Genomic DNA, 26,023 nt, shown 5'->3' with positions numbered 1-26,023 from the left:
ATCTGATTCCCTTGCTCCCGGGATCCACGGCGCTGACCACCAGCTTCGAGGAGACCAGCACCCTCTTCACCGCTTCGCTGAGCGGCAGCACGGATTCCTCCACCAAGGAGATCCTGGCCTTCTACGCCAAGACGTTCTCCGCGCAGGGCTTCACGCCCTCCGATCCGGAAGTACAGGACCCGGCTACCGTGCAGCAGTTTGTCCGTTCCGGCGGTGATGACACAGCCAACGTGACGGTGGTATCCCGCGACGGCAGCTTCTTCTACACCGCCAGCATTAACACACTCCCCGAGTCAGCCAAGTAGGCCCGGCCATGCCAACAGATATTCCCTCACCCAAAGGTGACGCAGCCCGGGAACAGGCCTCGTACCGTGAACACCTCGGTGCGGAACTGGACGCTTTCCTTTCCGAACAGCAGGCAGTGCTCCAGGAAGTGTCCATGGAATCCCTTCCCCTGCTGGACGCCGTCTCGGCGCTGGCCCAGGGTGGCAAGCGCCTGCGGGCATTGCTGAACTATTGGGGCTGGCGCGGTGCCGGCGGAGCCGAACTCGGATTGCCGGCGGTTCGCTCCGGCGTCGCATTGGAACTGTTCCAGAGTGCTGCCCTGATTCACGATGACATCATCGACCGTTCCGACACCCGGCGGGGCGGTCCCAGCGTCCACCGCCGGTTCAGCACGGCCCACAGCGATGCATCCTGGCATCTGGACGGAACGCATTTTGGCTCCTCCGCCGCCATTCTGGCCGGCGACCTGTGTTTGTCGCTGAGCGAGGAAATGTTCGCCGCAGTGGGGGCCCAGGCAGCGCACGGGACACCTGCACGGCGCATTTTCAACCGGATGCGCACGGAGGTCATGGCCGGCCAGTACCTGGATATCCTCGAGGAAGTTGTCGGGCCCACGCACGAGCCCGAGCGCGCCGTCGTCCGGGCCAGGAACATCCTGCGCTACAAATCCGCCAAATACACCACCGAACATCCTCTGACCCTGGGCGGCGCCCTGGCGGGGGCAACAACCGAATTGCTGGATTGGTACTCGCGGTTCGCGCTGCCGCTGGGGGAAGCGTTCCAGCTGCGCGACGACGTCCTCGGCGTCTTTGGTGACCCGGCACAAACGGGCAAGCCCGCCGGCGATGACCTGCGGGAGGGCAAGCGCACTGTCCTGGTCGCCTACACCTTGGCTTTGGGCGGGCCTTCAGCGCAGGAAGCCGTTGCGTCCGGCTTGGGCAGGGAAGATCTGGATGACGACGGCGTGGCCCGACTGCGCACCCTCATGGAGGACTCCGGGGCGCTGGCCGCCACGGAGACCCTTATTGAGGGCCACACCCACGCTGCCTTCGACGCACTCGATCAGATGCCCGTCGATGATGTCACCCGGGCGGCCCTGCGCTCATTGGCACATGCAGCGGTGACCCGGACCGCCTGACCTTCGAAGAACTCCGGCCTCCCGGTCAGGGCGCCGGATCAGACCGGTTCATCAGGAACAGGGACTTAAGCAAACAGCGGCTCCCGTGTGAAAACGGGAGCCGCTGTTTGTCGTTCAGCGTCTGATATTGCTCAGCGTCCGAATTACCAGCCCAGGGCCTGGGCGCGGCGGCGGATTTCCGTCTTCCGGCCCTCGCGCAGTGCGTCAACCGGGCGCCCCGGCAACGAGTCATCCGCCGTAAAGAGCCAGCGGACCATTTCGACGTCGTTGTAGCCGGCGTCGATCAGCACGGAGATGGTCCCCTTCAGGCTGTCCAGGACAGCGCCGTCGTCAATGAACGCGGCGGGGATGCTGCGGATTTTGCGGTCGCCAAGCCGTACGGCCACCAGCGCACGCTCTTCGAGCATGCTGTGCACCTTGGTAATGGATACGTTCAGTTTTTCAGCCACATCGGGCAGGGTCAGCCAGTCGGAAACCAGTTCCTCGAGTTCAGTCACTCCCCTAGGTTCCCACGGGAACCCGTCCGCGGGCCAGTTGGAACACGTTGTGGAACCGAAATCGGTGCCCAGCCGGTACTCAGGTACTGCTCTGAGCCTGCGTAGTGTAAATTCGCTTAGGTCACAGAAATAACTTCTGTCACACTCGCACCACTGCACGCAGTGCTTTTCCCGAGTTGCGGTAGAGGCCGCGCCGTTTACAGATGAGGAAACAACCCTTTATGACTGCACAGTCGATTCAGGGAAGCAATTCCCCCCGATCCGCTTCCAGGGGAATGCCCCGCAAACTGAGTGTCGCCGTGACCACCGCTGCCATTCCCGCGGTCATGATGTCGGCGCTCGCCCTTGCTGAACCGGCACAGGCAGTCCCCGCCGCTCCGGATGCCGCGCTCTTCCCGCAGCTGCCGCTCCAGGCCATCAAGAACATGACCGCCGTCACCACTGCCGGTGTTGTGGCCCCGTCGCAGCTCGCCACTCAGATTCCCTTCACCATTCCGGCGGAGTCCAGTGTCCCGGCTACCCACCGCATCGAAGCCGGAGACACCGTAAGCTCCATTGCGGCCCGTTACGGCCTGTCCCTGGATGAAGTGCTGCGGGTTAATAACCTCCAAAGCAGCTCGCTGATCTTCGCCGGCGAAGAACTGCGGCTCCCGGGAGCGGGCACTGCTGCAGCTCCTGCCGCAGCTGCCTCGGTGTACACGGTACAAGCCGGTGACACCCTCAGCGCCATCGCCGCGGACCACGGCGTCAGCTTGGACAGCGTCCTGGCCGCCAACGGCCTGACCATGACCTCCATCATCCGCCCCGGACAGGAAATCTCCCTTTCCACCGGCACGGCTCCTTCGGCGGCCCCTGCCGCTGCAGCCGCGCCGGCCGCAGCGCATACCGTAGAGGCCGGCGACACCCTGACCGGAATCGCCGCCCGCTACAACATGGGACTGTCAGATCTGATGGCCGCCAACGGCATGGATGATTCCACCGTCCTGTTCCCGGGCGACGTCGTCGCCCTTTCCGCCGGGGGTCAGGTGACAACCCTGTCCGGCGCGCCGGTGGAAGCCGCTCCTGCGGATCTGGTTCCCAACACCTTCCTGCACTACACCTACCCGGACCACGTGGTTGCGGACGCCAATGCGAACAAGCACGCGCTCAACAACACGGCAGTTCCCAGCCAGGCGGACATGCAGCAGATTGTTGCCCAGACTGCCGTACAGATGGGCGTGGATCCCGCCCTGGCCATGGCCTTTTCCTTCCAGGAGTCCGGCTTCGACCAGCGGGCAGTCTCCCCCGCCAACGCCATCGGTGCCATGCAGGTCATTCCCAGCTCCGGTGACTGGGCCTCTGATCTGGTGGGCCGCCAGTTGAACCTGCTTGACCCCTATGACAACGCCACCGCAGGCGTGGCGATCATCCGCTCGCTGCTCCTCACCAGCGACAGCCTGGAGAATGCCGTGGCCTCTTACTACCAGGGCCAGTACTCGGTGACGACCCACGGCATGTTCGAGGACACACGGGGCTACGTTGCCTCAGTGCTGGCCCACCGTCAGTCCTTTAGCTGACAGGCCTGACACCACGCAGGGCAGGGGCCGGATCGGTGTCGATCCGGCCCCTGCCCTTTCGCACACGTAGGATCAAAGAGTGCATGAATCCGTGAATGATCCCCTTGTCGGCACCGTAGTGGATGACCGCTACCGGGTGCTGTCCCGTATTGCCCGCGGCGGCATGTCCACGGTCTATCTGGCCACTGACCTGCGGCTGGACCGCAATGTTGCGTTGAAGGTCCTGTACCCGCATCTGGCTGCGGACCGGGGTTTCCTGGACCGCTTTGAGCGGGAGGCAAAGTCCGCCGCACGCCTGTCCCACCCCCACGTCGTCGGCGTCCTGGACCAGGGTTTTGCGGAAAACCTTGCTTACCTGGTGATGGAGTACGTGCCGGGCAAAACCCTGCGCGAACTGCTGGAAACCCGGACACGGCTCTCCCCCCGGCTGGCCCTCGCCCTGCTCGACGCCGTGGTTGACGGACTGGCAGCCGCCCACGACGCCGGGCTGATCCACCGGGATGTAAAACCGGAGAATGTCCTGCTGGCGGACAACGGCAGCATCAAAATAGCCGACTTTGGCCTGGCCCGGGCGGTGTCCACCAGCACCAACACCGGCACCTTGGTGGGAACGGTCGCCTATCTGGCCCCCGAGCTCGTCACCGGCACCGGCGCAGATGAACGCAGCGATGTGTATTCAGCCGGCATCATGCTGTACGAAATGCTCACCGGCGTCCAGCCTTTCACCGGCACAGTCCCCATCCAGGTTGCCTTCCAGCACGTCCATTCCACGGTTCCCGCTCCGTCGGAATCCTGTCCGGGGCTGGCCGCTGACCTGGACGAGCTGGTCCAGTGGTGCACAGCCCCTGACCCGGACAACCGGCCGGTGAACGGCAGGGCCCTGCTGGGCGAGCTGCGCCACATCCGGACCTCGCTGAGCGACGCCCAGCTGGATTTCCAGTGCCCGGACCCCGATCCTCGGATCAGTGCTGACCACGACCGTGCAACCGGCCAAATTCCGTCCGGATCCGGCGCCTCCGGGGTTTCCGACCCGGACGCCACCACCGCTCTGCCGCGTCCCCCCGCCGGAGCCACCGAGATCGTTTCACCATCCGCTCAGGCATCCGGCGGCGCCGGCGCGTATCCCACTGAGGTCATTTCCCGCAGCGGCAACCAGACCACGGTGTTTCCTGCCGGCAGCCGAGGGGACTCCGGTCCGGATGGCAGCGGCGGAACGGACGAATACGAACCGGAAGACGACGGATCCCCGCAGCGTGCCGCGGCCGGAAGCCGCGCCGAACGGAGACAGGCCCGCCGGGAATTCAAAGCTTCACAGCGTCAGAGCAGCCGCGACGCGCATCGCCCCGAGGTGTCGCTGCGCCGCGGACGTCCCCGGCGCCGCGGCGCGCTTCTGGTCGTGCTGGCTGTGCTGCTCATCGCTGCCGCCGTCTTTACCGGCTGGTTCTTTGGCCGCGGCCCGGGCGCCGTCGTCGCTGTCCCTGACGTAGCCAACGTTTCGCGGGAAGCCGCCGGAGCCCTGCTCAGCGGTGAGGGGCTCAAATACTCCACCAGCGAGATCCATGACGAAATTGTTGCAGCCGGACTTGCCGTGGGAACGGATCCGGATGCCCCGGCGGAAGTCCGGCGCTACCAGCCGGTGACCCTGCTCATCAGCAAGGGACCGGAGCTGTTCGATGTACCCAACGTGGTGCAGCGCACCTTGGAGGCGGCCACCAAGAACATCACGGACGCCGGACTCACGGTGGGAGCAGTCACTGAAGAACACAGTGAATCGGTCGATGCCGGGAAGATCATCAGCCAGTTCCCTGCTCCCGACACGCAGCTGCGGCGGGACACGGCCGTCAACGTGGTTGTCTCCCTCGGCCCTGCTCCGGTGGAAGTTCCCTCAGTGGTCGGGAAAACCGAGGATGAGGCCATCCAGCTCCTGGAAGATGCCGGGCTCACTGCGGAGGTGCTTCCCGATCGGGTGAACAGCCGGGACATCCCGGACGGGTCCGTCGCCGTGCAGGCTCCGGCCTCGGGACTTGTGGACCGCGGCTCCGCAGTGACGCTAACCGTGTCCAAGGGTCCGGTGATGGTGCCGGTTCCGAACGTGGTGCGCCAGTCCCCCGACACCGCACGGGCGCAATTGGAGGACCTGGGCTTCCAGGTGCAGATCAGTGAACTGCTGGGCGGGCTGCTGGGCATCGTCCAGTCGCAGGATCCCAGCGGCGGATCCATGGCGCCGGAGGGTTCGGTCATTACGCTGCGCGTGGTTTAGGACCGCGGCGGCTGCGTTCAGCTGAACCTTCGTAACAGCGCAAAAAGTGCACGCCCCGCAGGGCGTGCACTTTTTGCGCTGTTAAGGACTACCCGTGCCGGGAAGAGCCGTCAGCTGTTAGTCCTTGCCGGACAGGCTAATCCTTGCGGGACAGGGCACCGGCAACGAGGAACGCCATTTCCAGGGACTGCATGTGGTTCAGCCGCGGGTCACACACAGACTCGTAGCCTTCGAGGAAAGCTTCCTGGTCAACGGGATCCGCGCCGCCCAGGCACTCAGCCACGTCGTCGCCCGTCATCTCCACATGCAGACCGCCGGGGAAGGTCCCCAGCGAACTGTGCACCTCGAAGAAGCCGCGGACCTCGTCCATCACGTCGTCGAAGTTCCGGGTCTTGTATCCGTTGGGTGACGTGACAGTATTGCCGTGCATCGGGTCCGTTACCCACAGGACCTGGGCTCCGGAAGCGGTGACCCGTTCCACCAGCGGAGGAAGCTTCTCGCGGATGTTCTGCGCCCCCATGCGGGTGATAAACGTCAGGCGGCCCGGCTCACGTTCCGGATCAAGCTTGTCGATCAGGGCAAGGGCATCCTCGGGCTTGGTGTTCGGGCCTAGCTTCACGCCAATGGGGTTGCGCACCTTGGAGAGGAAATCCACGTGGGCGGAGTCGAGATCGCGGGTGCGTTCTCCGATCCACAGGAAGTGGCCCGAAGTATCGTACGGACGGCCGGTGCGGGAATCGATCCGGGTCAGTGCCCGCTCGTAATCCAGCAGGAGCGCTTCGTGGCTGGCGAAGAACTCGACGCGCTTCAGGGCCTCGAAATCCGCTCCGCAGGCATCCATGAACCGAACCGCGCGGTCAATCTCGCGGGCCAGCGATTCATAGCGTGAATGCGCGGGGTTGGAGGTGAATCCCTTGTTCCAGTGGTGCACCAGACGCAGATCAGCAAAGCCGCCCTGGGTAAAGGCACGGATCAAGTTGAGCGTGGAAGCGGACGTATGGTAAGCGCGCACCATGCGCGCAGGGTTGTGCTCACGGGATTCGGGGGTGAAGTCGTACCCGTTCACCATGTCACCGCGGTACGCCGGCAGGGTCTGTCCCGCCCTCGTCTCATCGTTCGACGAGCGGGGCTTGGCAAACTGCCCGGCCATCCGTCCCATTTTAATCACCGGAAGGGATGCTCCGTAGGTGAGGACAACCGCCATTTGCAGGATGGTCTTCACCCGGGCGCTGATCTTGTCTGCGGTGGCGCCGTCGAAGGTCTCCGCGCAGTCTCCGCCCTGCAGCAGGAAGGCTTTGCCCTGGGCCGCTGCCGCCAAACGGTCACGGAGAATGTCCACTTCGCCCGCGAACACCAGCGGAGGCACCATGGACAGTTCGGCAATGGCTGCGTCATAACCCGGGTGATCGCGCCAAGAAGGCTGCTGTGCGATCGGCAACGACCGCCAGTCATCCAAGCCCGGATAGTCCGCCGCACCCTGCCGTGCTGCGGAGGAGGAATCTACTGCGTTGTCAACTGGAGTGTAGGTCACGCCTTTAAGGGTACTGTCTGGACGCCGCCCCGGCAGAAGTGTTCAACCTGCGGGCGTAACCTTGCGAGGCTTCGACGCAATATTGTTCCGCCGCCGGCCACTCCATCCGCCGGACCCGTCCGGGCCGCTGCACGCCGGCTAGCTATCTGCCGGGCCGGGCGGCCGGGCGCGCGCTCCGCCCCGGCAGGTCTCAGGCGCTGTGCGGCTCAGTGTCCTCGGGTTCGATGCCGGCGTCCGCCGGCGGCGTTTTCCGGCGGCCGATCGTGGTGACCGTGCCTGGTTTCCGAAGCGACCGCCGCGTGGGCGGCGGTACGGCTGCAGTCTTCTTCTGCTCGACTGCCGGTGCCGCGGGGCTGCCTTCGCCGTCGGCGCTGGCATCGCCGCCCGTGTCTGCGGCTGCCGGGACCGGCGCAGCAGCAGTTGCCGGCGTCGCAGGGCGGGAACGGCCTCCAGGCTGAACCGGCTGCGGTGCAGCCGTTCCGTTGCCAGCGCCGGCCTCACCGGAACGCGTTGCGCCGTGGTCGCTTCCGGGCAGGCGCACCGCCGCGCTGCGCGCTTCGGACCCCTTGGAGACCTTGCGTGCAGCAGCCTGCTTTTCCTTCATGGTGCTGGCATACACATCCACGTATTCCTGACCCGAAAGCCGCATCAGTTCGTACATGATCTCGTCAGTCACAGAACGCTGGATAAACCGGTCATTCTCCATGCCCGCGTACCGGGAGAAATCCAGCGGCTCGCCCACAATGATGCCAATGCGGCGGATATTGGGGATCTTGCGGCCGATCGGCTGGACCTTGTCCGTTCCGATCATGGCGACGGGGATCACCGGCACACCGGTCTTCAACACCAGCTTGGCCACCCCGGTCTTGCCGCGGTACAGCCGGCCGTCAGGGCTGCGCGTTCCCTCGGGATAGATGCCCAATAGACCGCCGTTCTCCAGCACGTCCACGCCGGCGTTCAGGGAACTTGCCGATGCGGCACCGCCGGAGCGGTCCATCGGCAGCTGATTGGTGAGCCGGAAGAAGGCGGCGGTGAGCTTGCCCTTGAGTCCCTTCCCGGTGAAGTACTCGGACTTGGCCAGAAAACTCACGGGGCGCGGCACCGCAAGCGGCAGGAAGATCGAATCGGAGAAGGACAGGTGGTTGCTCACCAGTACAGCCGGCCCTGTTTCGGGCACGTTGTCCATGCCTTTGACCCAGGGCCTGAAGAGCAGATTGACCACCGGCCCGATGAAAATGGTCTTCATCACCCAATAGAACACGTAGCCAGCTCTCCCGTCCGGACATAACAAATCAGGGACCCGGTTTGGTTTCCCACCTCCTACTCTATGCGCCCACTTGCCCCGGCTGTATTTAGGCACTCGGACGCGGCGCAACTTTGAGCGCTGCAGGGGTGGAAAAGCCGGTCCCGGATGCAACCATAGAGATATGACTTCCCCACCGGGCGCAGCCGCCTTTTCCAGCGACGGGCAAGGCGCAAACGCCGCCACAGGTGTTCTCCTGAGCCATGGGTTCACCGGCTCTCCGGTCAGCATGGCGGCTTGGGCACGGCACCTTGCAGACCAGGGGTACGCAGTGAGCCTTCCCCTCCTCCCCGGGCACGGAACCACCTGGCAGGATCTGGCACGCACCCCCTGGGAGCGCTGGTATGAAAGCTACGACGGCGCTTATCAGCAGCTTGCCGGCCGCACTGACCGCGTTGTTGCCGCCGGGCTGTCAATGGGCGGAACGCTCGCCCTGCGGCTCGCTGCCCACCGCACGGTGGCCGGGGTGGCGGTGGTGAATCCGGGCCTGACCATTGATGATCCGCGGGCGCGGTACTCCGGACTGCTCAAATATGTACTGCGGTCCGTGCCTGCCATCGGCAACAACATCAAGCTCCCGGGCCAGGACGAGGGCGCGTACTCGCGGACCCCTGTGGGCGGCGTCCACCAGCTGATGCGGCTGTTCAGGGACACGACGGCGTCCCTGCCGAGGATTACCGCGCCGGTCATTGTCTTTCGTTCCGCAGTGGACCCGGTGGTCCCGGAATCCAGCATGGATGTTCTTCGCCGGCATCTTGGCAGCGGTTTGGAGGTGGTCCCCTTGGAAAACAGCTACCATGTGGCCACCATGGACCACGATGCACCCTTAATTTTTGACCGTTCCCACCAGTTCATCCAAAGAATCAGCGCAGGTGCTGCAGCATGAAAGAACGTGAACCGGAGCGCAACGAATCCACCGACGAGGCGGTTTGGCTTGACCTCGTTTCGCGGCTGCAGAACATGCCGGCCGATGAAACCCACGGTGGACGGTCTGCGCCCAGTCCTCCCGGAGCAGCAGGCGTAGACGGACCGAAGGATGAACCGGCTGCCGGGGACAGACACGACACCGGGGGAACCAGCGGCCTCGGTGAAGCAGACAGCGGCCCGGCTGCTGCCGACGGTGCGGGCGGCGGTCCGGTTCCCCGGTCCGCCGCGGAGCGCACGCGCGCCATTTTCGAAAACCAGCCTTTCCGGACAGTTCCTCCCCGGGGGCCTCGCGACTACGACGAGCCGGAGGAACTCGAATCCGAGGGTGAGTTTGTGCCGCCGGAACCGCCGCCGTTCAGCACGGGTGAGCCGCTGGTGGTCCTGGCCTGGACGGGTGCGCTCGGCGGACCGATCCTGCTGCTGCTGTTTGCCATGTTCTGGCGGGGTGCGCCGGTGGCCGTGATTCTGGGCGTGATCGTGCTCTTTGTGGCTGCGGCCGGTTATCTGCTCTTCCGGCTGCCCCAGCACCACGACGACGACGGCGCAGCCGTCTAGCACACGGTCCCGCCGCCGCGTCCGACCCCGGAACGGGGCAGCCGTCGTCAGCGCCGGGCGGCGATCCGCGACAGGTCCGCTGCCCCGATCATTCCTGCAGCGGGCCCCAGAGCCGCCAGTTCCAGGCGCGCGGCCGGGCGGAACCCCCGTCCGGTCAGGTTTCGGGCAAAGGACCGCCGGGCAGGCTCCAGCAGGAGGTCCCCGGCCGCGCTCAGTCCGCCGCCCACCACAAACATCCCCGGGTCCAGGGCAGCAGCCAGGTTTGCCAGGCCAAGGCCCAGCCACTGGCCCACCTCTTCCAGCAGTTCCACGGATGCCTGATCGCCGTCGAGGGCCATTTTGGTGACCACGGCGCCGGTAATGTCGCTGATGTTTCCGTCCACGGCACGCAACAGTTCCTGTGCCACCGGAGAGTTGGCCGCTGCCAGTTCACGGGCCTCACGTCCGAGGGCATTGCCGGAGGCATACTGTTCCCAGCAGCCGCGGTTCCCGCACTCGCAGCGCTGTCCGCCGGGCATGATGATTTGGTGGCCGAATTCCCCGGCCACGCCAAAACGTCCACGCTCCAGGCGGCCGTCCATGATCATTGCGCCGCCTATGCCGGTGCCGAGCGTGACACAGACCAGCCGGCTCTGCCCCAGGCCGGATCCGAACCGCCATTCGGCCCAGGCTGCGCCGTCGGCGTCGTTGACCAGGTAGACACGCCGACGCAGCAGCCGTTCGAGGTTCTCCCGCAGGGGCTCGTTGCGCCATGCCAGGTGCGGGCTGAAAAGTACTGTACTTCCGGCCAGGTCCATCCAGCCTGCAGCACCGATGCCCACGGACCAGACATGGTGGTTGGCAGACAATTCGGCCACCAGGTCCTCGATGACCGACTCGACTTCCCGCGGGTCCTGTCCGGGCGTTGATCGGCGCGCCTCCGCGAGGACCCTGCCGTCGCCGTCGATGAGGCCGGCGGCAACTTTGGTGCCGCCAATGTCAATCCCGATGGCCAGCCCGCGCCGGCGCATCCGGTTGGGCAGCCGTATGGGCCGGCGTGCGGGAAAAGGTTCAGTTCCGCGGCGCTGCCACGGGATGGGTGACGAACGGGGTACGGGCGCTGGGGTTACGGGTGGCATCAATAGTCCATTCTATTCGCCGCTGCCCACACTCTGAAAGCGTTATTGGTTCGAGAAGTTACCGTCCGGTACTTAATGTGATCCACGTTATAGGCTGTTCGGTAATGTCTGCGTAATCGTCCGCGGGGCAGCCGGATATCAAAGGAGCTATCGTGCGTGAATACAGTGTTCCCCCTCTGGTGGAGTCTCCGCTGGAGTCCAACACCACCGATCTATTGCTGGAGCAGGCGGCCAAGCCCTCCAATCCGGCCCTGTTCTCGGTGCCGGGAGCGGACGGAGCGTGGGCCCCCATTACCGCCACTGAGTTCCTGAAGGATGTCCGGGCCCTGGCCAAGGGGTTTGCCGCTTACGGTGTTGAGCCGGGTGACAGGGTGGGCATCATGGCCCGCACCCGGTACGAGTGGACACTGGTGGATTTCGCCCTGTGGTTTGCCGGGGCGGTCTCCGTTCCGGTTTACGAGACTTCCTCACCGTCCCAGGTCGCCTGGATTCTTAGCGATTCGGGTGCTGTGGGCGTGGTTGTCGAAGCTCCCCGGCATGAGAACGTGGTCCGCCAGGCAGCCGTGGAGGAGGATCTGGCCGCTGTAAAGAACGTCTGGCAGATCGATGGCCCGGGGCTCGATGAGCTCCGGACGGCCGGAACAACGGTGTCGGACGAAGACCTTGAAGCGCGCCGCGCCAAGGCCACTCTGGACGACACCGCCACGATCATCTACACCTCCGGAACCACGGGCAGGCCCAAGGGCTGCGACTTGACGCACGGCAACTTCGTGAATCTGTCCCGCAACGCCGCCGCCGCCCAGCCCGAGGTGTGCCGCGAGGGCGCCCGAACCATCATGTTCCTGCCGCTGGCCCATGTGTTCGCGCGATTCATCTCAGTGTTGTGCGTGACCGCCGGCGCCACCGTGGGCCATACCCCGGACGTGAAAAACCTGCTTCCTGACCTGCAGAGCTTCCAGCCGGACTTCCTGCTGGTTGTCCCCCGCGTCTTCGAGAAGGTCTACAACTCTTCCATGCTCAAGGCCGAAGACGGCGGCAAGGGCAAGATCTTCCATGCCGGAGCCAAGACGGCCATCGAATGGTCCAAGGCAAAGGAAGCCGGCAAGGTCCCGCTGAGCCTCAAGGTCAAGCATGCCGTCTTCGACAAGCTTCTCTACGGAAAGATCCGCACTGCCATGGGCGGACAGGTCAAGTACGCGATCTCGGGAGGTGCACCGCTGGGTGAGCGGCTCGGCCACTTCTTCCACGGAATCGGCGTGACGGTGCTGGAAGGTTACGGGCTGACCGAAACCACCGCTCCCGTAACCGTCAACACCCCCAAGCTAACCAAGATTGGCACCGTTGGCGCGCCGCTGCCCGGCAACGCTGTACGCATCGCTGACGACGGCGAGATCCTGGCCAAGGGCATCAGCGTGATGAAGGGCTACTTCAACCGCCCGGACCTCTCGGCTGAGAACTTCACGGACGGCTGGTTCCACACCGGTGACATTGGCCAGCTGGACAGCGACGGCTTCCTGAAAATCACCGGACGCAAAAAGGAAATCATCGTCACCGCCAGCGGGAAGAATGTGGTTCCGGCGCTGCTGGAAGACAGAATCCGCGCCGATGCCATTGTCTCCCAGTGTGTCCTGGTGGGCGATCAGCGGCCTTTCATCTCGGCCCTGATCACCTTGGACGAGGAGGCCCTGCCGGGCTGGCTGGAACGGCACAAGCTGCCGGCCGGGACAACGGCAGCTGCAGCGGGCGAAACAGAGCAGCTGCAAACCGAGATCCAGGCGCTGGTGGACCGGGCCAACAAGCACGTATCCAAGGCCGAAGCCATCAAAGTGTTCCGGATTGTCCCGACTGACTTCACCGAAGCCAGCGGTCACCTGACGCCGTCCATGAAGATCAAGCGCGCCCAGGTTCTGAAGGATTTTTCCGCCGTGGTGGATGAGATCTACAGCGGCCAGAAAGTGTAACTGAGCGATACAGATGCAGGAGGCCGGTCCGGGGATACCCCGGCCGGCCTCCTGCATGTTGCGCTGAAGTTCTTGCGCCGCTCGCGGCCCTTAGTCGTTTTTGCCCGTCTTGAGGGAGAGCAGGGCATTCTCCACGACTTCGGTCAGGGCGGGATGGATCCAGTACTGGCCGGACGCCATGGACGAAGCATCCAGCCCGAAGGACATGGCCTGGATCAGCGGCTGGATCAGCATGGACGCTTCATGGCCCACAATGTGGGCGCCAAGGAGCTTTCCACTCTCTTTTTCGGCCAGCAGCTTCACGAAGCCAGTGCTGTCTTCCATGGCCCAGCCGTAGGCGGTGGACCCGTACTCCTGGACGGCCAGTGCCAGTTCCACTCCCCGGGCCTCCGTGTCCCGGCACGCTTCCTCCTCCGTCATTCCCACGGAGGCGATCTGCGGACTGCTGAAGACTGCCGAGGGAACAAAGCGGTGGTCGCTGGCCAGCAGATCGCCGGGGTGCACCAGGTTGTGCGCCACCGTGCGCGCCTCATGGTTGGCGACGTGCTTGAGCTGGAAGTCGCTGCTGACATCGCCGAGCCCCCACACTCCTTCAACCGGTTTGCCGTCCTTGAGCACACGCTGGAACTCGTCCACCACCAACCGTCCATCGGGGCGCAGGTCAAAACCGGCCGCTTCAACGCCGAGACGGTCGGTGTTGGGCACGCGTCCCGTTGCCACCAGGACCAGGTCGATGTCGAGCGTGCTTTCCCCCTCGGGCCCTCCCAGGGAAGCCTGCACGGATCCGTCGGGATTCTCCACCAGAGACCTAACCTCAGTGTTCAGCCGCACATCCCACTGTTCGGAGGCTGCCTCGGTGAAACGCTCGGATACGGTGGCATCCATTGCGCGCAAAAGGGGGCCGGACCGGGCGGCCATGGTGACTGTGGAGCCGAACGAGGAAAACACGAAGCCAAACTCGGCGGCAATGTAACCGCCGCCGATGATCAGGATCCGCTCAGGAAGTTCGGGGATGCGCATGACTGTGTCGGAAGTATGCACCTGGGGCAGGCTGATGCCGGGAATGTCCGGCAGCACCGGCCGCGATCCGGCCGCCACGACAATTTGGTCGGCTGTGATGCGCTGGCCGTCATCAGTCTCCAAAGCATGCTCGCTGGTGAAGCGGACGTAGCTGTCGTAGAGAGTGACGTTTTCCAGTTCATCTGCCCGGTAGCTGCGCCCGCCGGCGGAAATCGCGTCAATGCGGGTAAAGATGCGGTCGCGGATAGCCCGCCAGTGCACCTTGTCCAGGGTCAGGTCCACCCCCAGACGGGCGGCGTCGGTCCCGGTTGCTGCCAGCTGCGCGGGATAGACGTACATCTTGGTGGGAATACACCCCACGTTCAGGCAGGTCCCGCCAAAGGTGCCGCCGTCGATCACCGCCACTTTCCTGCCGTCCCAGTCTGGCGTGATCAGGGAGTTGCCGGAGCCTGAACCAATAATGGCCAAATCAAAGTGAGTCACGGGTCCAGTCTAGGGCGCAAAAAGGCCCCGTGATCCGTCAGCGGAATCACGGGGCCTTTCGCAGGAGCTACTGGCCGCGGGTTAGCCGTCGCTGGGCTCAATCACCACCAGGAGATCTCCACCCTGCACCTGTTCGACAGCCGAGATCGCCAGCCGGGCAACCGTTCCGGCAACCGGCGCCGTGATGGATGCTTCCATTTTCATGGCTTCGATGGTCGCCACGGTTTCACCGGCCGCCACTTCGTCTCCCGCCTTTACGGTGACGGTGACGGCTCCGGCAAACGGAGCCGCGACGTGACCGGGATTGCCCGGGTCCGCCTGCTCGGCAACCTTGACGTCGGATTTCACGCTGCGGTCGCGGACCAGCACGGGCCGCATCTGTCCGTTGAGCGTGGTCATCACGGACCGCATGCCCTTTTCATCCGGGTCGGAGACCGCTTCCAGGGTGGCGATCAGGCGCACACCCTTTTCGAGTTCAACCACGTGCTCGACGCCCTGCTGCAGTCCGTACAGGTAGTCGCGGGTGTCCAGCACGGAAACGTCGCCGTAGGTCTCGCGCACGGTGGCGAATTCCTTGGCCGGGCCGGGGAACAGCAGCCGGTTCAGCGTTTCCCGCCGGGTGGCCGAATCCCCTGCGAGGCCGGCACGGTCCACCTCGGTGAGTTCGGCGTCGCGCACCTTGATGTTGCGCCCCTGGAGGGCCTTGGTCCGGAAGGGTTCCGGCCATCCCCCGGGCGGGTTGCCCAGCTCGCCGCTGAGGAATCCGATGACTGAGTCCGGGATGTCGAAGTTCTGCGGGTTCTCTTCGAAGTCTTCAGGCGACACATTGCTGCCGACCAGCTGCAGAGCCAGATCGCCGACAACCTTGGAAGACGGGGTGACCTTGACCAGCCGGCCCAGGATGCGGTCCGCCGCGGTGTACATGTCTTCGATGGCCTCGAACCGCTCTCCCAGCCCAAGGGCGATGGCCTGCTGGCGCAGGTTGGAGAGCTGCCCGCCGGGGATTTCGTGCTGGTAGACCCGGCCGGTGGGTCCGGCCAGACCGGATTCGAACGGAGCGTAAACCCGGCGCACCGCTTCCCAGTACGGTTCCATGGCACTGACAGCGTCCAGGTCCAGGCCGGTGTCGCGGTCGGTATGAGCCATCGCTGCCACCAGGGCGGAGGCGGAGGGCTGGCTGGTGGTGCCGGCCAGGGATGCAGTGGCCACGTCAACCGCGTCCACACCCGCGTTGGCCGCAGCCAGCAGGGTGGCGAGCTGTCCGCCGGCGGTGTCGTGGGTGTGCAGGTGCACGGGCAGATCGAACCGTTCACGCAGGGCGGCCACCAGCTTGGCTGCGGCGGCGGGCCGCAGCAGTCCCGCCATGTCCTTGATGGCCAGGATGTGGGCTCCGGCGTCGACCATCTGCTGGGCCAGGTCCAGGTAGTAGTCCAGCGTGTACAGCTTCTCGTTGGGATCCATCATGTCCGCCGTGTAGCACAGGGCCACTTCAGCAACTGCCGTGCCGGTGGCCCGGACGGCGCGGATGGCCGGTTCCATCTGTTCTACGTCGTTAAGGGCGTCAAAGATGCGGAAGATGTCGACGCCGGCAGCGGCCGCTTCCTGGACAAAGGCTTCAGCCACCTCGGTCGGGTACGGGGTGTATCCCACGGTGTTCCGGCCGCGCAGGAGCATCTGGATGCAGATGTTCGGCAGAGCCTTGCGCAGGGATGCCAACCGTTCCCAGGGATCCTCGCCCAGGAAGCGGAGGGCGACGTCGTAGGTGGCACCGCCCCAGGCCTCCACCGACAGCAGTTGGGGCGTCAGCGCGGACACTGCGGGCGCAGCCAGCAGCAGGTCACGCGTGCGGACCCGGGTGGCGAGCAGCGACTGGTGCGCGTCCCGGAAGGTGGTGTCCGTGACGGCCAGCGCCTGCTGGGCGCGCAGCTCTGCCGCGAAACCCTCCGGGCCAAGCTCCTCCAGCCGCTGGCGCGAGCCGGGCCGGACTTCCGGCAGGTTGGCCGGCAGCTTGTCCGCGGGGTCGCTGTGGACGGGGAGCTCTCCGTGCGGCTTATTCACCGTGGTGTCGGCCAGCCAGTTCAACAGACGTGAGCCGCGGTCTGCGGAGCCGCGGGCGCTGAGCAGTTCAGGACGTTCCTCGATGAAGGAGGTTGCGACGTCGCCGGCAATGAAGTCCGGGTCATCGAGGACGGCCTGCAGGAACGAAATGTTGGAAGAGACGCCGCGGATGCGGAACTCGGCCAGAGCCCGCCGGGCACGGTTGACGGCTGCCGGGTAGTTGCGGCCGCGGCAGGTGAGCTTGACCAGCATGGAATCGAAGTGCGGGCTGATGTCGGCGCCGGCATAGACAGTGCCGCCGTCCAGGCGCACCCCTGCGCCGCCGGCGGACCGGTAGCCGCTGATCTTTCCCACGTCGGGGCGGAACCCGTTAGCCGGGTCCTCCGTGGTGATACGGCACTGCAGAGCAGCGCCGCGCACCCGCAGTTCATCCTGGCGCAGGCCAAGGTCCTCCAGTGTCTCGCCGGCCGCGATCCGCAGCTGCGACTGCACCAGGTCGACGTCGGTGATTTCCTCGGTAACCGTGTGCTCCACCTGGATGCGGGGGTTCATTTCGATGAAGACGTGCTGTCCGGCGCGTTCTCCCACCGTGTCAACAAGGAACTCAACCGTGCCGGCGTTTTCATACTTCAGCGCCTTGGCGAACTTCACGGCGTCCCGGTATAGGGCCTGCCTGATGTTCTCGTCCAGGTTGGGCGCCGGAGCGATTTCAATGACCTTCTGGTGGCGGCGCTGAAGGGAGCAGTCCCGCTCGAAGAGATGGATAACGTTGCCCTCGCCGTCGGCCAGGATCTGGACCTCGATGTGACGGGGGCGCAGCACTGCCTGTTCCAGGAAAACGGTGGAATCACCGAAGGCGGTGTCAGCTTCACGCATGGCTGCGTTCAGTGCCTCAGGCAGGTCCTTGGCGGTGTCCACGCGGCGCATCCCGCGGCCTCCGCCGCCGGCAACAGCCTTCACGAAAATGGGGAACCCGATGTCCTCGGCTTCAGCGAGAAGCTTTTCCGGGTCCGAGCTGGGCTGCGTGGAGCGCAGGACCGGGATGCCGGCTTCCCGCGCGGCATTAAGGGCATGGACCTTGTGTCCGGCCAATTCAAGGATGTCCGCGGCAGGGCCCACGAAGGTGATGCCTGCTTCCTTGGCTGCCCGGGCCAGCTGCGGGTTCTCGGAGAGGAAGCCGTAACCCGGGTAAATGGCATCGCACCCGGATTCCTTGGCAACGCGGATGATCTCATCCACGTCCAGGTACGCACGGACGGGGTGCCCCTCCTCGCCAATCAGGTACGCCTCGTCAGCCTTCTGCCGGTGAATCGAGTTGCGGTCCTCCTGCGGAAACACAGCTACCGTCTTGGCGCCCAGTTCATAAGCGGCCCTGAAGGCTCGGATCGCGATTTCACCGCGGTTGGCTACCAATATCTTCGAGAACATTGCGCTCCTGCATCGTTGCGGGTTGACGGCAGCTCGAAAGCGCTGCACTCTTCCGTGATTCTAGACCCGGCACTTCCGGCAGCAGCCAGGAAAGTGTTCCGGATCACCGTAAGTATTCTGCCTATTCTCCGCCACCCTGCAAAACCAGCGCTGCAGGAGTTACCTCCGGGCGTCACATAGAATGAGACAGCAGCCTCACAAGGGCCCCGCTCGTGATCCCTAGACACGTTAGGTTTTGGTTCAACAAGTGCAAGTAGTGAGCATCAGCAGTCTGAAGGGCGGCGTGGGCAAGACTTCCGTGACGCTTGGGCTGGCGTCGGCTGCACTGGCAGCAGGAATACCCACCCTCGTAGTGGACCTGGATCCGCACGCGGATGCGACCACCGGCCTGGGCGTCACAGCGGCAGACAAACCCGGCATCGGCGAAATGCTCAAGAACTCCCGGCGCGCCCAACTGGGGGACAACGTTGTTCCCAGCGGCTGGGTGGCTACTGACCGGCGTGCCAAGAACTCCGATCCCAAACACCGCCCTGTCCTTGACGTCGCCATGGGGTCCGCGTTTTCCGGCATCTATGACCGCCCGGATTTGGGCCGCAGGGACCTCAAACGCCTCTCCACCCTCCTGTCCCGTGTCAGCGGCTACGGACTGGTCCTCATCGACTGCCCGCCGTCACTGAACGGCCTGACGCGCATGGCATGGACGGCCAGCAACCGTGTCCTGCTGGTGGCGGAACCCGGACTCTTTTCCGTAGCAGGAACAGAACGGACAATGCGGGCACTGGAACTGTTCCGCAGGGAATTCGCCCCCAACCTTGCCCCTGCGGCGATCATTGCCAACCGGGTGCGGTCCGGTTCCAACGAGCACACCTTCCGGCTCGCCGAGATGAAGCAGATGTTCGGTGATCTGTTGCTGAGCCCCACTATTGCGGAGCAGGCCAACTGGCAGCAGATCCAGGGGGCTGCGCATTCCGTGCACCACTGGCCCGGGGAATCGGCCAAGCAGGCCGCAGGCACCTTTGATGCGTTGCTGAAGAACATCGTGGAAACCGGCAGCGTCCGCAACCGCGTTATCCGCCGGGCGGGCTAAGCACCCGCCGGGTGACTACCCGCCTGCCTGTTGGAGTTAATCAAATAACGCCGCCAGCCCCTTAGGGCCGGCGGCGTTAGTTGTAAGGAATAAGTCAGTAAGAAATAAGCAGCAACAGGCACCGTCTGAAACGTGCCCGTCCTGCGGAATCCGGCCTGTTTAGCTGATCTTGCGGGCAGTCCGGCGCTGGCTCAGTTCATCCCCGGGAAACTCGTGCTCGCTCACGTGCTCGCTGGGCAGCTGGGCCAGGCTTCCCTCGACTTCGCGCCAGACGCGTCCAACGGCGATTCCAAAAACGCCCTGTCCGCCCTGCACCAGGTCGATAACTTCGTCTGCCGAGGTGCACTCGTAGACACTGGCGCCGTCACTCATCAGCGTGATCTGGGCCAGGTCTTCGACACCTCGCTCACGCAGGTGTTCAACGGCAGTTCGAATCTGCTGGAGGGAAACGCCCGTGTCCAGGAGTCGTTTGACAACTTTGAGGACCAGAATGTCGCGGAATCCGTAGAGCCGCTGCGTACCTGAGCCCGCAGCACCCCGCACAGCGGGTTCCACGAGGCCTGTACGTGCCCAGTAGTCGAGCTGGCGGTAGGTGATCCCGGCCGCCTTGCAGGCTGTCGGACCGCGGTAGCCGGCGTCCTCGTCGAGAACGGGCAAATCCTCGGTGAACAGCAAGCCCTGGGCTCCGGGAACCTTGCCCGGCGCAGCGGCGTGGATGTGCTCGCCGGCATTGCCTTTCGGACTCACTTGTGCCTCCTTGTAGCGGTTCCCGGTGGGGGGGTCCGCACGGGACGCGGAGACGACGGGAACGACCATCTTCAGTGTGCCCCGCTGAGCCGCTCAAGGGAAGAAACCACGAATAGATCATGTGAATAAACCATGGGCTAATTCATGGGCCAAACCCGGGAGTGAGAAGAGCGGAGATCCGTGCATTGGGAACTCTATGCTTCGACGTTAGATCTGACCACGTCCAAGGTCAAAGATGCCCGCTCTTTTTCTCAAGGCGTGTCGGCTCAGCGCTCGAAGTCTTCGGGTTCAACGTCCGCCAGGAACTCACGGAATTGACGCAGTTCCTGCTCGGCGTTCTCCTGTTCTTCCTCTGCGGGATCCTCGTCTGTTGCCTCAGCGATCCGCACCCCGGCTTCGTCAAGGACTGCGTCAGCGCAGAAGATGGGACAGGGGGCCCGCAGGGCCACTGCAATCGCGTCGGAGGCCCGGGAACTCACAGTGACGCCGTTGTCGAAAACAAGCTCGGCGTAAAAGACCGTGTCCTCGACGGAGACAAGCCGGACCTCACTGACGCTGCGGCCCAGCGCAACCACCACCGAGGCCAAAAGGTCATGGGTCATGGGTCGCGGAGGAACGATTCCCTGCTGAACGAAGGCTATGGCACTGGCCTCCGGGGCCCCAATCCAGATCGGGAGGTGGCGCTCACCGTTGATCTCCTTCAGCAGCACGAGGGGCTGGTTGGACGGGAGTTCGATCCGCACGCCCACAACTTCGACTTCGCGCATGCTCTTCAGCTTTCCATTCGTGCGATGTGCCCGTTCACCAGGGCACTGTGCAGGTTGAGGCAGAGATCACTGATTTCCCGGGCTGTCTCCGCGGCCCGGGCTTTGGACGCAACATCGCGCCGGGAAGCCAGCGGTGCCACCACGCTTTCAACCAGCCCCAGCTCACGGTCGGCCGCGGCCCGGAACGGACGCAGGTGCCTGGGCTCAATCCCGTGGGACTGCAGCTTCGCGCAGGCACGTGCAACCTTCAACGCATGTTCGTCGTAGAGACCGTTCTCTGAACTGTTGTCGGGAGCTGCAATGAGGCCGTAATTGGCGAGGCTTTTCACCAAATCAGCCGATGCACCGGATTCCCTTACGAGCTCATTGAAGGTCAGCCCGCGGGCGAGCGTACGGGCGGAGAGCTCCCCCGCCAGCTGCTCGGACACCGCACGCGGAGTCAATGACATGCCGCCGGGCAGCGATTCGGGGCGCTCTCCCCGGTCAATGGCGTCCAGGTAGTCCTTGATGACCTTCAGCGGCAGATACTGGTCGCGCTGCAGCGCCAAAACGAACCGCAGCCGCTCGACGTCGGCCGTGGTGTATTTCCGGTAACCGGCTGCCGTCCGCTGCGGCGTCACCAAACCCTTTTCCTCCAGGAAACGGATCTTGGACGCACTGATTCCGGGGAAATCGGTGCTGAGTTCACCCAGCACCTCCCCGATATTGAGCACACGGCCGCGCAGGCGCTCGTTCCCCGTGCCAAGGGTCCGCCTGATGGGCTGTGATGCTGACATACCTGGTACCTATTCCCTCAGTGTTCCCGTGGACGTCCGGCCGGACACTTCTGTGCCGGTGTTTCCTACTGCTTTGCGGCGGTTGGCCGTGCAGCGTAGAAAGTCAGCCGGAACTTGCCGATCTGGACCTCATTGCCCGTACGCAGCAGCAGGGAATCCACACGGTCATTGTTCACGTAGGTGCCGTTCAGGCTCATCGAATCCACCACGCGGAATCCTTCGGGAGACCGGCGGAACTCCACATGCTTGCGGGAGACCGTCACGTCATCAAGGAACACATCCGCGTTTGGATGGCGTCCGGCTGTTGTCACATCCTGGTCCAGCAGGAATCTTGCCCCGCTGTTGGGTCCTGAATGCGCTATCAGCAGTGCCGATCCTGCAGGCAGTGCGGCAACTGCAGCCCGTTCATCTGTGCTGAGCTTGGGCTCGACAGTCGTATCGCTCTGCGGCGGCAGACTGATTGTAGTGGTGTCCTCGGCGCCCAATTCACGCCGTTCTCCGCTGTGGCCGGCGTTGTTGTCCTCGCGCGCCATGTTCCATCCTCCCCAAAAGATGCGGCCAACCAATTGTCCTGCTGGCTGGCCGCACAGTTCTGCTGACAAATTCTTGCCGTACCGGCTGTCCTAGCCTACCTGTTGGCGGGCGTTCCCGGCACTGAGCGTACTACGGGGGTTGCGGTCCCGAAGCTTCAAACACTTACATGGCGAACAGTGACAGCGCGGGCGCCGGGGTGAAATGCCCGGGATGCCAAAGAGGCGGGGCCCCAATGAAGGAACCCCGCCTCACCTGCGCTGCTGCGGCCGGGCGCCTGTTGCCGCCTTTCAGCGCCGGCGCCCCGGTACGGATGACTGCCGTGTTAGTCGTTAATGAGCGTCTTCAAGTCCAGGCCTGCGACGGGCATGGTCTCCTGGTACCTGGACGTGTCGGCATGGACGAGGGGATTGTCCCCGTACCAGGTCATTCCGTACGTCATGTCCTTGGGCTCCCATACCAGCGGCTCGTGATCCGGGTCGAAGAACGGGTACCCGCCGGAGTAAAGCTCAATCCGGTAACCCGAGCCCGGGTCGCGGACGTACAGGTACATGGCCTGTCCGACCCCGTGCTTGCCCGGACCCGCATCAATCTGGATGCCCAGATCCCGCAGCTGATCCACCGCTGTCAGGGCATCGTGCATGTTCTCAAGGGCGAAGGCGACATGATGGAACTGTGCGTCCTCGCCGGTCTGGGACGATCCGATCGCGATGTCGTGCAGTTTGGAATTCACGGACAGCCACGAGACATACGGAACGTCCGGATTATCCGGCAGCACCATTGCCTCGCGCCGCTTCATCCCCAGTGATTCACGCAGCCATCCCTCTGCCTGCGCCATATTCTGGACACTGGTCTGAATATTGAGGTGGTCGATCCGCTGGACACCCAGGCCCCGGCGGATTGAGCTGTTTCCGAAGAGCTTTGAGCGCATCCCCTCCGGCGCGAGGGGGCGCTCGATGCCGTAGTAGAGCTCGAGCGGGTGTCCGCCGCCCGGCAGGAGAAGCCGGACTGCCTCGCCGCGGCCGAGTTCCGTGCCGGCGCCGAGCTGGCGCACTTCGATGCCCTCCTCCACGAACTGGTCGTGGAACAGTTCAACATCCTGGGGACGGCTGACGCGCAGGCTCATGGTGTTGATCCGCGCCTCGTCCTGCTGCGTCAGTACCAGGGAGTGGTGGATCCGCTCCTGGTATCCGCGCAGGTAGGCAACGCCGTCGTCCTCCGCGGTGACCTCCATGCCAAAGATGTCACGGAAGAACCACAGGGACTTCTGCAGGTCCGGGGTGCCGATGTTGATGCCGCCTGCGTGGGCAATCGTGGGACCGGGATCATAGGTGGGGCGGGGTGCCATGCGTTTCTCCTTATTATGTTGTGGATCCGGATATGTCTTGTGGTCCAGGCTGGACCGATGGGCAATTAGGCCGCGGGTGAGCGGTAGTGCGCGTTTGCGGCCTCGACGATGGGACCGCGGGGGTGGGCAGAGCGTTTCTCGGCGTCGTCGCCAAAACCGTCGGGGTACCAGCTGGGTCCGTCGCCGAGGTGATCCAAAACCTCCCGGGCCACGGAAGCGGGGTCGGACGCCCGCACGCCGGGGGCGTCAAACTGATAGCCGAGACGCTCCATGGCGGGCGTGCGGGTCAGGCCCAGGCACAGCTCCAGGACGTCAACGTTGTAGGGACGCATTTCCACCCACAGCGCCTCGGCAAAGTTGTGCACAAAAGCCTTCGCCGCGGAGTAGAAACCGATTCCCGCGGCTCCGGCGAAGCCGCTCAGAGAACCGGTGAGCATGATGCCCCCGCGCCGCCGTTCCTGCATCGGCAGGCCAAACCGGCGGACCAGGGCGGCAGTGACCGTGATGTTCAGGTCGATAACCATCTGGGCGCGGTCCGCGTCGGACGTCACAATCTCGCTGCCGTAGGTGTTGGCGCCGGCATTGGATACCAGCAGGCCCACCTCGCGGTCCCCGAGGCACTCGGCGATCGAATCAACGGCACCTTCGGCGAGCAGGTCCTGCTCAATGGCGAGCACTTCGACGTCGTAGGCTGCGCGGACGGAGGCAGCCACCTCTGCGAGGGGCCCGGGCTTGCGCGCCACGAGGGCCACGTTGAGGCCCCGCCCGGCCAGCTCGTGCGCCAGCGCGGCGCCCACGCCCTCCGAGCCGCCGGCGATCAGTGCCCAGGGTCCGTACTTCTCGAAACCGCTCATTCCACGTTCCTCTCGTTCCCGGTCAAGCGCTTGTTTGCATCTCGAGCCACTGGTGATATTAGATACAAGCTAAAGGGAATTCGAAGGGGAATAACTGATGAGTCCACTGACCGGGATTGCCGCGCTCCAGGAGCGCATCCAACGCTTGGAAGATCACCAAGAGATACTCGGCGTGCTCGCCGCTTACGGTCCTGCCGTCGACAGCGGCAGCGCTGACGCCGTGGCTGAACTGTGGACCGGGGACGGCAGCTACACCTACAGCCTCGGTGACGGCGAGGCAACGCTGACCGGACCGGAGGACTTCCGCGGCATGGTGCACGGGCCCTCGCACCAGAAGATCATCGCGGAGGGCTCCAGCCATTTCCTGGGCATTCCGGACATCCGCGTGTCCGGCGACACCGCCGTCGCCACCGGTTACTCGATGCTGGTGCGGCACCGGGACGGCACTGATCCGGGCTATTACGTGGACCGGCTCTCCGCAAACCGCTGGGAGCTGGCCCGCACCGGATCGGGCTGGAAGGTCACCGCACGCACCAACTCACTGCTGGACGGCCGCGCCGCCTCCCGGCAAATGCTCGCCAAGGCAGGAAGTGCAGCGCTGTGACCGCGAACCACGATTCCCTCGAAGCCGGATTCAGCGCCGCGGCAGACCCGCTGTTCCGCGAGTTCAGCGTGAGGTCACTGCACCTGCGCAACCGGATCGTCATGTCCCCGATGACCCGCACCCACTCCCCCGGCGGGGTCCCGGGTGAGAAGGTTGCCCGGTATTACCGGCGCCGGGCTGAGGGCGGCACGGGGCTGATCATCACCGAGGGGGTGGCGATTGACCACCCGGCTTCGGTTGACCATGCCTGGGTGCCCAACATGTTCGCGTCTACTGCGCTGGACGGCTGGCGTTCCGTCGTCGACGGCGTGCACGAGGCCGGCGGACGCATCATCCCGCAGCTGTGGCATGTGGGACCCCTGTGGGGTGCGATGGGCGGAAGCCCGGCAGTCACCCCCATGCGGCCCTCCGGCCTGTGGGGAACACCCGGAATCACCACCTATTCAGATGATTATGTCCGTGCCTCCGAGCCCGTTACCCGCGTCATGACAACCGCAGACATCAACAGTGTCATTGAAGCCTTCCGGGCGGCCGCGCGCGGCGCCGTTGACGCCGGCTTTGACGGCATTGCCCTGCACGGGGGCCACGGTTACCTGCTGGATGCGTTCCTCTGGGCAGACACGAACCGGCGGGATGACGAATGGGGCGGTGACGCGGAACGCCGCGCTGCCTTCCCCGCTGCGGTTGTCCGGGCCATTCGGGAGGAGATCGGCGAGGAGCTGCCCATCTTCTTCCGGTTCTCCCAGCACAAGCAGCAGGATTTCGGTGCACGTCTGGCTAACACCCCGGAGGAGCTTGGCGCACTCCTGCGTCCGCTGGTGGAAGCAGGAGTGGACGTCCTTGACGCGAGCGCCCGCCGTTTCCAGGCACCGGCCTTCGAGGGCAGCGACCTGAGTCTGGCAGGTTGGGCAAAACAGCTCACGGGGGCGAGCAGCATGGCTGTGGGCAGCGTCGGCATCGGCTCCGCTATCAAGGACCGGCGCAGCAGCGGCAACCCGATCCTGGACAACCGCGACGAGCTCCTCCGCCGCCTGGACGACGAGGAGTTTGACCTCATCGCCATTGGACGGCTGCACCTTGCCGACCCTGATTTGGTGCGGACGCTGCGCAGCGGAGGGCCGTTGCCCCAGTATGACTACGGGAAACACGAATCAGCACTGTTGTAACCGGATCAACCAGTCCGAAAACC

The 26,023-nt window shown here is 64.6% G+C and carries 21 protein-coding genes and 1 pseudogene; 10 read left to right on the top strand and 12 right to left on the bottom strand.

The features are described 5' to 3' along the window. Positions 1-11: 11 nt before the first annotated feature. Together CXQ89_RS06915 and CXQ89_RS06910 are read left to right on the top strand one after the other, a co-directional pair. A complete protein-coding gene (locus tag CXQ89_RS06915; protein WP_104160756.1) occupies positions 12-305 on the top strand; it encodes a hypothetical protein in 294 nt (97 codons plus the stop codon). Positions 306-313: 8 nt separating this feature from the next. Then, entirely contained in the window at positions 314-1,423 is a 1,110-nt protein-coding gene (locus CXQ89_RS06910) for a polyprenyl synthetase family protein (protein WP_104160755.1), read from the top strand. Between the two features lie 143 nt (positions 1,424-1,566). On the opposite strand, the gene CXQ89_RS06905 is transcribed toward CXQ89_RS06910, so the two are convergent. Continuing rightward, positions 1,567-1,920, bottom strand: coding sequence for an Rv2175c family DNA-binding protein (locus tag CXQ89_RS06905; RefSeq protein ID WP_104054705.1), 354 nt, complete (start codon positions 1,918-1,920; stop codon positions 1,567-1,569). A 275-nt stretch (positions 1,921-2,195) separates the two neighbouring features. On the opposite strand from CXQ89_RS06905, the gene CXQ89_RS06900 reads away from it, so the two are divergent. Both CXQ89_RS06900 and CXQ89_RS06895 read left to right on the top strand, forming a co-directional pair. Continuing rightward, the gene (locus CXQ89_RS06900; RefSeq protein WP_237685123.1) at positions 2,196-3,476 is read left to right on the top strand and encodes a LysM peptidoglycan-binding domain-containing protein; all 1,281 of its coding nucleotides are present in this window, start codon (positions 2,196-2,198) and stop codon (positions 3,474-3,476) included. 79 nt (positions 3,477-3,555) lie between these two features. Beyond that, entirely contained in the window at positions 3,556-5,736 is a 2,181-nt protein-coding gene (locus CXQ89_RS06895; protein ID WP_104160753.1) for a Stk1 family PASTA domain-containing Ser/Thr kinase, read from the top strand. Between the two features lie 136 nt (positions 5,737-5,872). On the opposite strand, the gene CXQ89_RS06890 is transcribed toward CXQ89_RS06895, so the two are convergent. Both CXQ89_RS06890 and CXQ89_RS18790 read right to left on the bottom strand, forming a co-directional pair. After that, positions 5,873-7,267 (bottom strand): class II 3-deoxy-7-phosphoheptulonate synthase, encoded by a 1,395-nt coding sequence (locus CXQ89_RS06890; RefSeq protein WP_104102953.1) that lies wholly within the window; start codon positions 7,265-7,267, stop codon positions 5,873-5,875. A gap of 603 nt (positions 7,268-7,870) precedes the next feature. Beyond that, positions 7,871-8,528 (bottom strand): annotated as a pseudogene (locus tag CXQ89_RS18790) (lysophospholipid acyltransferase family protein); the annotation flags it as partial. Positions 8,529-8,694: 166 nt separating this feature from the next. Between CXQ89_RS18790 and CXQ89_RS06880 the strand changes: the two are divergent. Together CXQ89_RS06880 and CXQ89_RS06875 are read left to right on the top strand one after the other, a co-directional pair. Next, on the top strand, positions 8,695-9,456 hold the full coding sequence (locus CXQ89_RS06880) for a carboxylesterase (RefSeq protein WP_104160751.1): 762 nt from the start codon (positions 8,695-8,697) through the stop codon (positions 9,454-9,456). Beyond that, complete coding sequence (locus CXQ89_RS06875; protein ID WP_104160750.1) at positions 9,453-10,052, top strand: hypothetical protein; 600 nt, start codon at positions 9,453-9,455, stop codon at positions 10,050-10,052. Before CXQ89_RS06880 ends, CXQ89_RS06875 begins: the two co-directional genes overlap by 4 nt. Positions 10,053-10,099: 47 nt before the next feature. Here the strand turns inward: CXQ89_RS06875 and CXQ89_RS06870 are convergent, their stop codons facing one another. Continuing rightward, a complete protein-coding gene (locus tag CXQ89_RS06870) occupies positions 10,100-11,170 on the bottom strand; it encodes an ROK family glucokinase (protein ID WP_104160749.1) in 1,071 nt (356 codons plus the stop codon). A 152-nt stretch (positions 11,171-11,322) separates the two neighbouring features. Here CXQ89_RS06870 and CXQ89_RS06865 point away from each other — a divergent pair, with 152 nt between their 5' ends. Beyond that, positions 11,323-13,131: a long-chain fatty acid--CoA ligase gene (locus tag CXQ89_RS06865; protein WP_104160748.1), complete on the top strand. Its 1,809-nt coding sequence runs from the start codon at positions 11,323-11,325 to the stop codon at positions 13,129-13,131. Between the two features lie 90 nt (positions 13,132-13,221). Here the strand turns inward: CXQ89_RS06865 and CXQ89_RS06860 are convergent, their stop codons facing one another. Together CXQ89_RS06860 and CXQ89_RS06855 are read right to left on the bottom strand one after the other, a co-directional pair. Further along, a complete protein-coding gene (locus CXQ89_RS06860; RefSeq protein WP_104160747.1) occupies positions 13,222-14,634 on the bottom strand; it encodes a mycothione reductase in 1,413 nt (470 codons plus the stop codon). A gap of 81 nt (positions 14,635-14,715) precedes the next feature. Next, positions 14,716-18,120, bottom strand: a complete 3,405-nt coding sequence (locus tag CXQ89_RS06855; RefSeq protein ID WP_104160746.1) for a pyruvate carboxylase — start codon at positions 18,118-18,120, stop codon at positions 14,716-14,718. A gap of 247 nt (positions 18,121-18,367) precedes the next feature. On the opposite strand from CXQ89_RS06855, the gene CXQ89_RS06850 reads away from it, so the two are divergent. Beyond that, complete coding sequence (locus CXQ89_RS06850) at positions 18,368-19,207, top strand: ParA family protein (protein ID WP_104054716.1); 840 nt, start codon at positions 18,368-18,370, stop codon at positions 19,205-19,207. 159 nt (positions 19,208-19,366) lie between these two features. On the opposite strand, the gene CXQ89_RS06845 is transcribed toward CXQ89_RS06850, so the two are convergent. The 6 genes from CXQ89_RS06845 to CXQ89_RS06820 form a co-directional block, all read right to left on the bottom strand. After that, entirely contained in the window at positions 19,367-19,954 is a 588-nt protein-coding gene (locus CXQ89_RS06845; protein ID WP_104054717.1) for a MerR family transcriptional regulator, read from the bottom strand. A 266-nt stretch (positions 19,955-20,220) separates the two neighbouring features. After that, positions 20,221-20,721: a bifunctional nuclease family protein gene (locus tag CXQ89_RS06840; protein ID WP_104160745.1), complete on the bottom strand. Its 501-nt coding sequence runs from the start codon at positions 20,719-20,721 to the stop codon at positions 20,221-20,223. Between the two features lie 5 nt (positions 20,722-20,726). After that, positions 20,727-21,497: a MerR family transcriptional regulator gene (locus tag CXQ89_RS06835; RefSeq protein ID WP_104054719.1), complete on the bottom strand. Its 771-nt coding sequence runs from the start codon at positions 21,495-21,497 to the stop codon at positions 20,727-20,729. A gap of 65 nt (positions 21,498-21,562) precedes the next feature. Further along, a complete protein-coding gene (locus tag CXQ89_RS06830) occupies positions 21,563-22,030 on the bottom strand; it encodes an FHA domain-containing protein (RefSeq protein WP_104054720.1) in 468 nt (155 codons plus the stop codon). A 323-nt stretch (positions 22,031-22,353) separates the two neighbouring features. Then, entirely contained in the window at positions 22,354-23,376 is a 1,023-nt protein-coding gene (locus CXQ89_RS06825; protein WP_104054721.1) for a VOC family protein, read from the bottom strand. Between the two features lie 65 nt (positions 23,377-23,441). After that, positions 23,442-24,230, bottom strand: coding sequence for an SDR family oxidoreductase (locus CXQ89_RS06820; protein WP_104160744.1), 789 nt, complete (start codon positions 24,228-24,230; stop codon positions 23,442-23,444). Between the two features lie 97 nt (positions 24,231-24,327). On the opposite strand from CXQ89_RS06820, the gene CXQ89_RS06815 reads away from it, so the two are divergent. Together CXQ89_RS06815 and CXQ89_RS06810 are read left to right on the top strand one after the other, a co-directional pair. Beyond that, positions 24,328-24,834, top strand: coding sequence for a nuclear transport factor 2 family protein (locus CXQ89_RS06815; protein WP_104054723.1), 507 nt, complete (start codon positions 24,328-24,330; stop codon positions 24,832-24,834). Further along, positions 24,831-26,000, top strand: a complete 1,170-nt coding sequence (locus tag CXQ89_RS06810) for a 12-oxophytodienoate reductase (protein ID WP_104160743.1) — start codon at positions 24,831-24,833, stop codon at positions 25,998-26,000. The genes CXQ89_RS06815 and CXQ89_RS06810 overlap by 4 nt, the downstream gene beginning before the upstream one ends. Positions 26,001-26,023: the final 23 nt, after the last annotated feature.

It is taken from the genome of Arthrobacter sp. ZGTC212, from assembly GCF_002929255.1.
Taxonomy (GTDB): Bacteria; Actinomycetota; Actinomycetes; order Actinomycetales; family Micrococcaceae; genus Arthrobacter_B; species Arthrobacter_B sunyaminii.
This window is presented reverse-complemented; position numbering and strand designations above follow the sequence as displayed.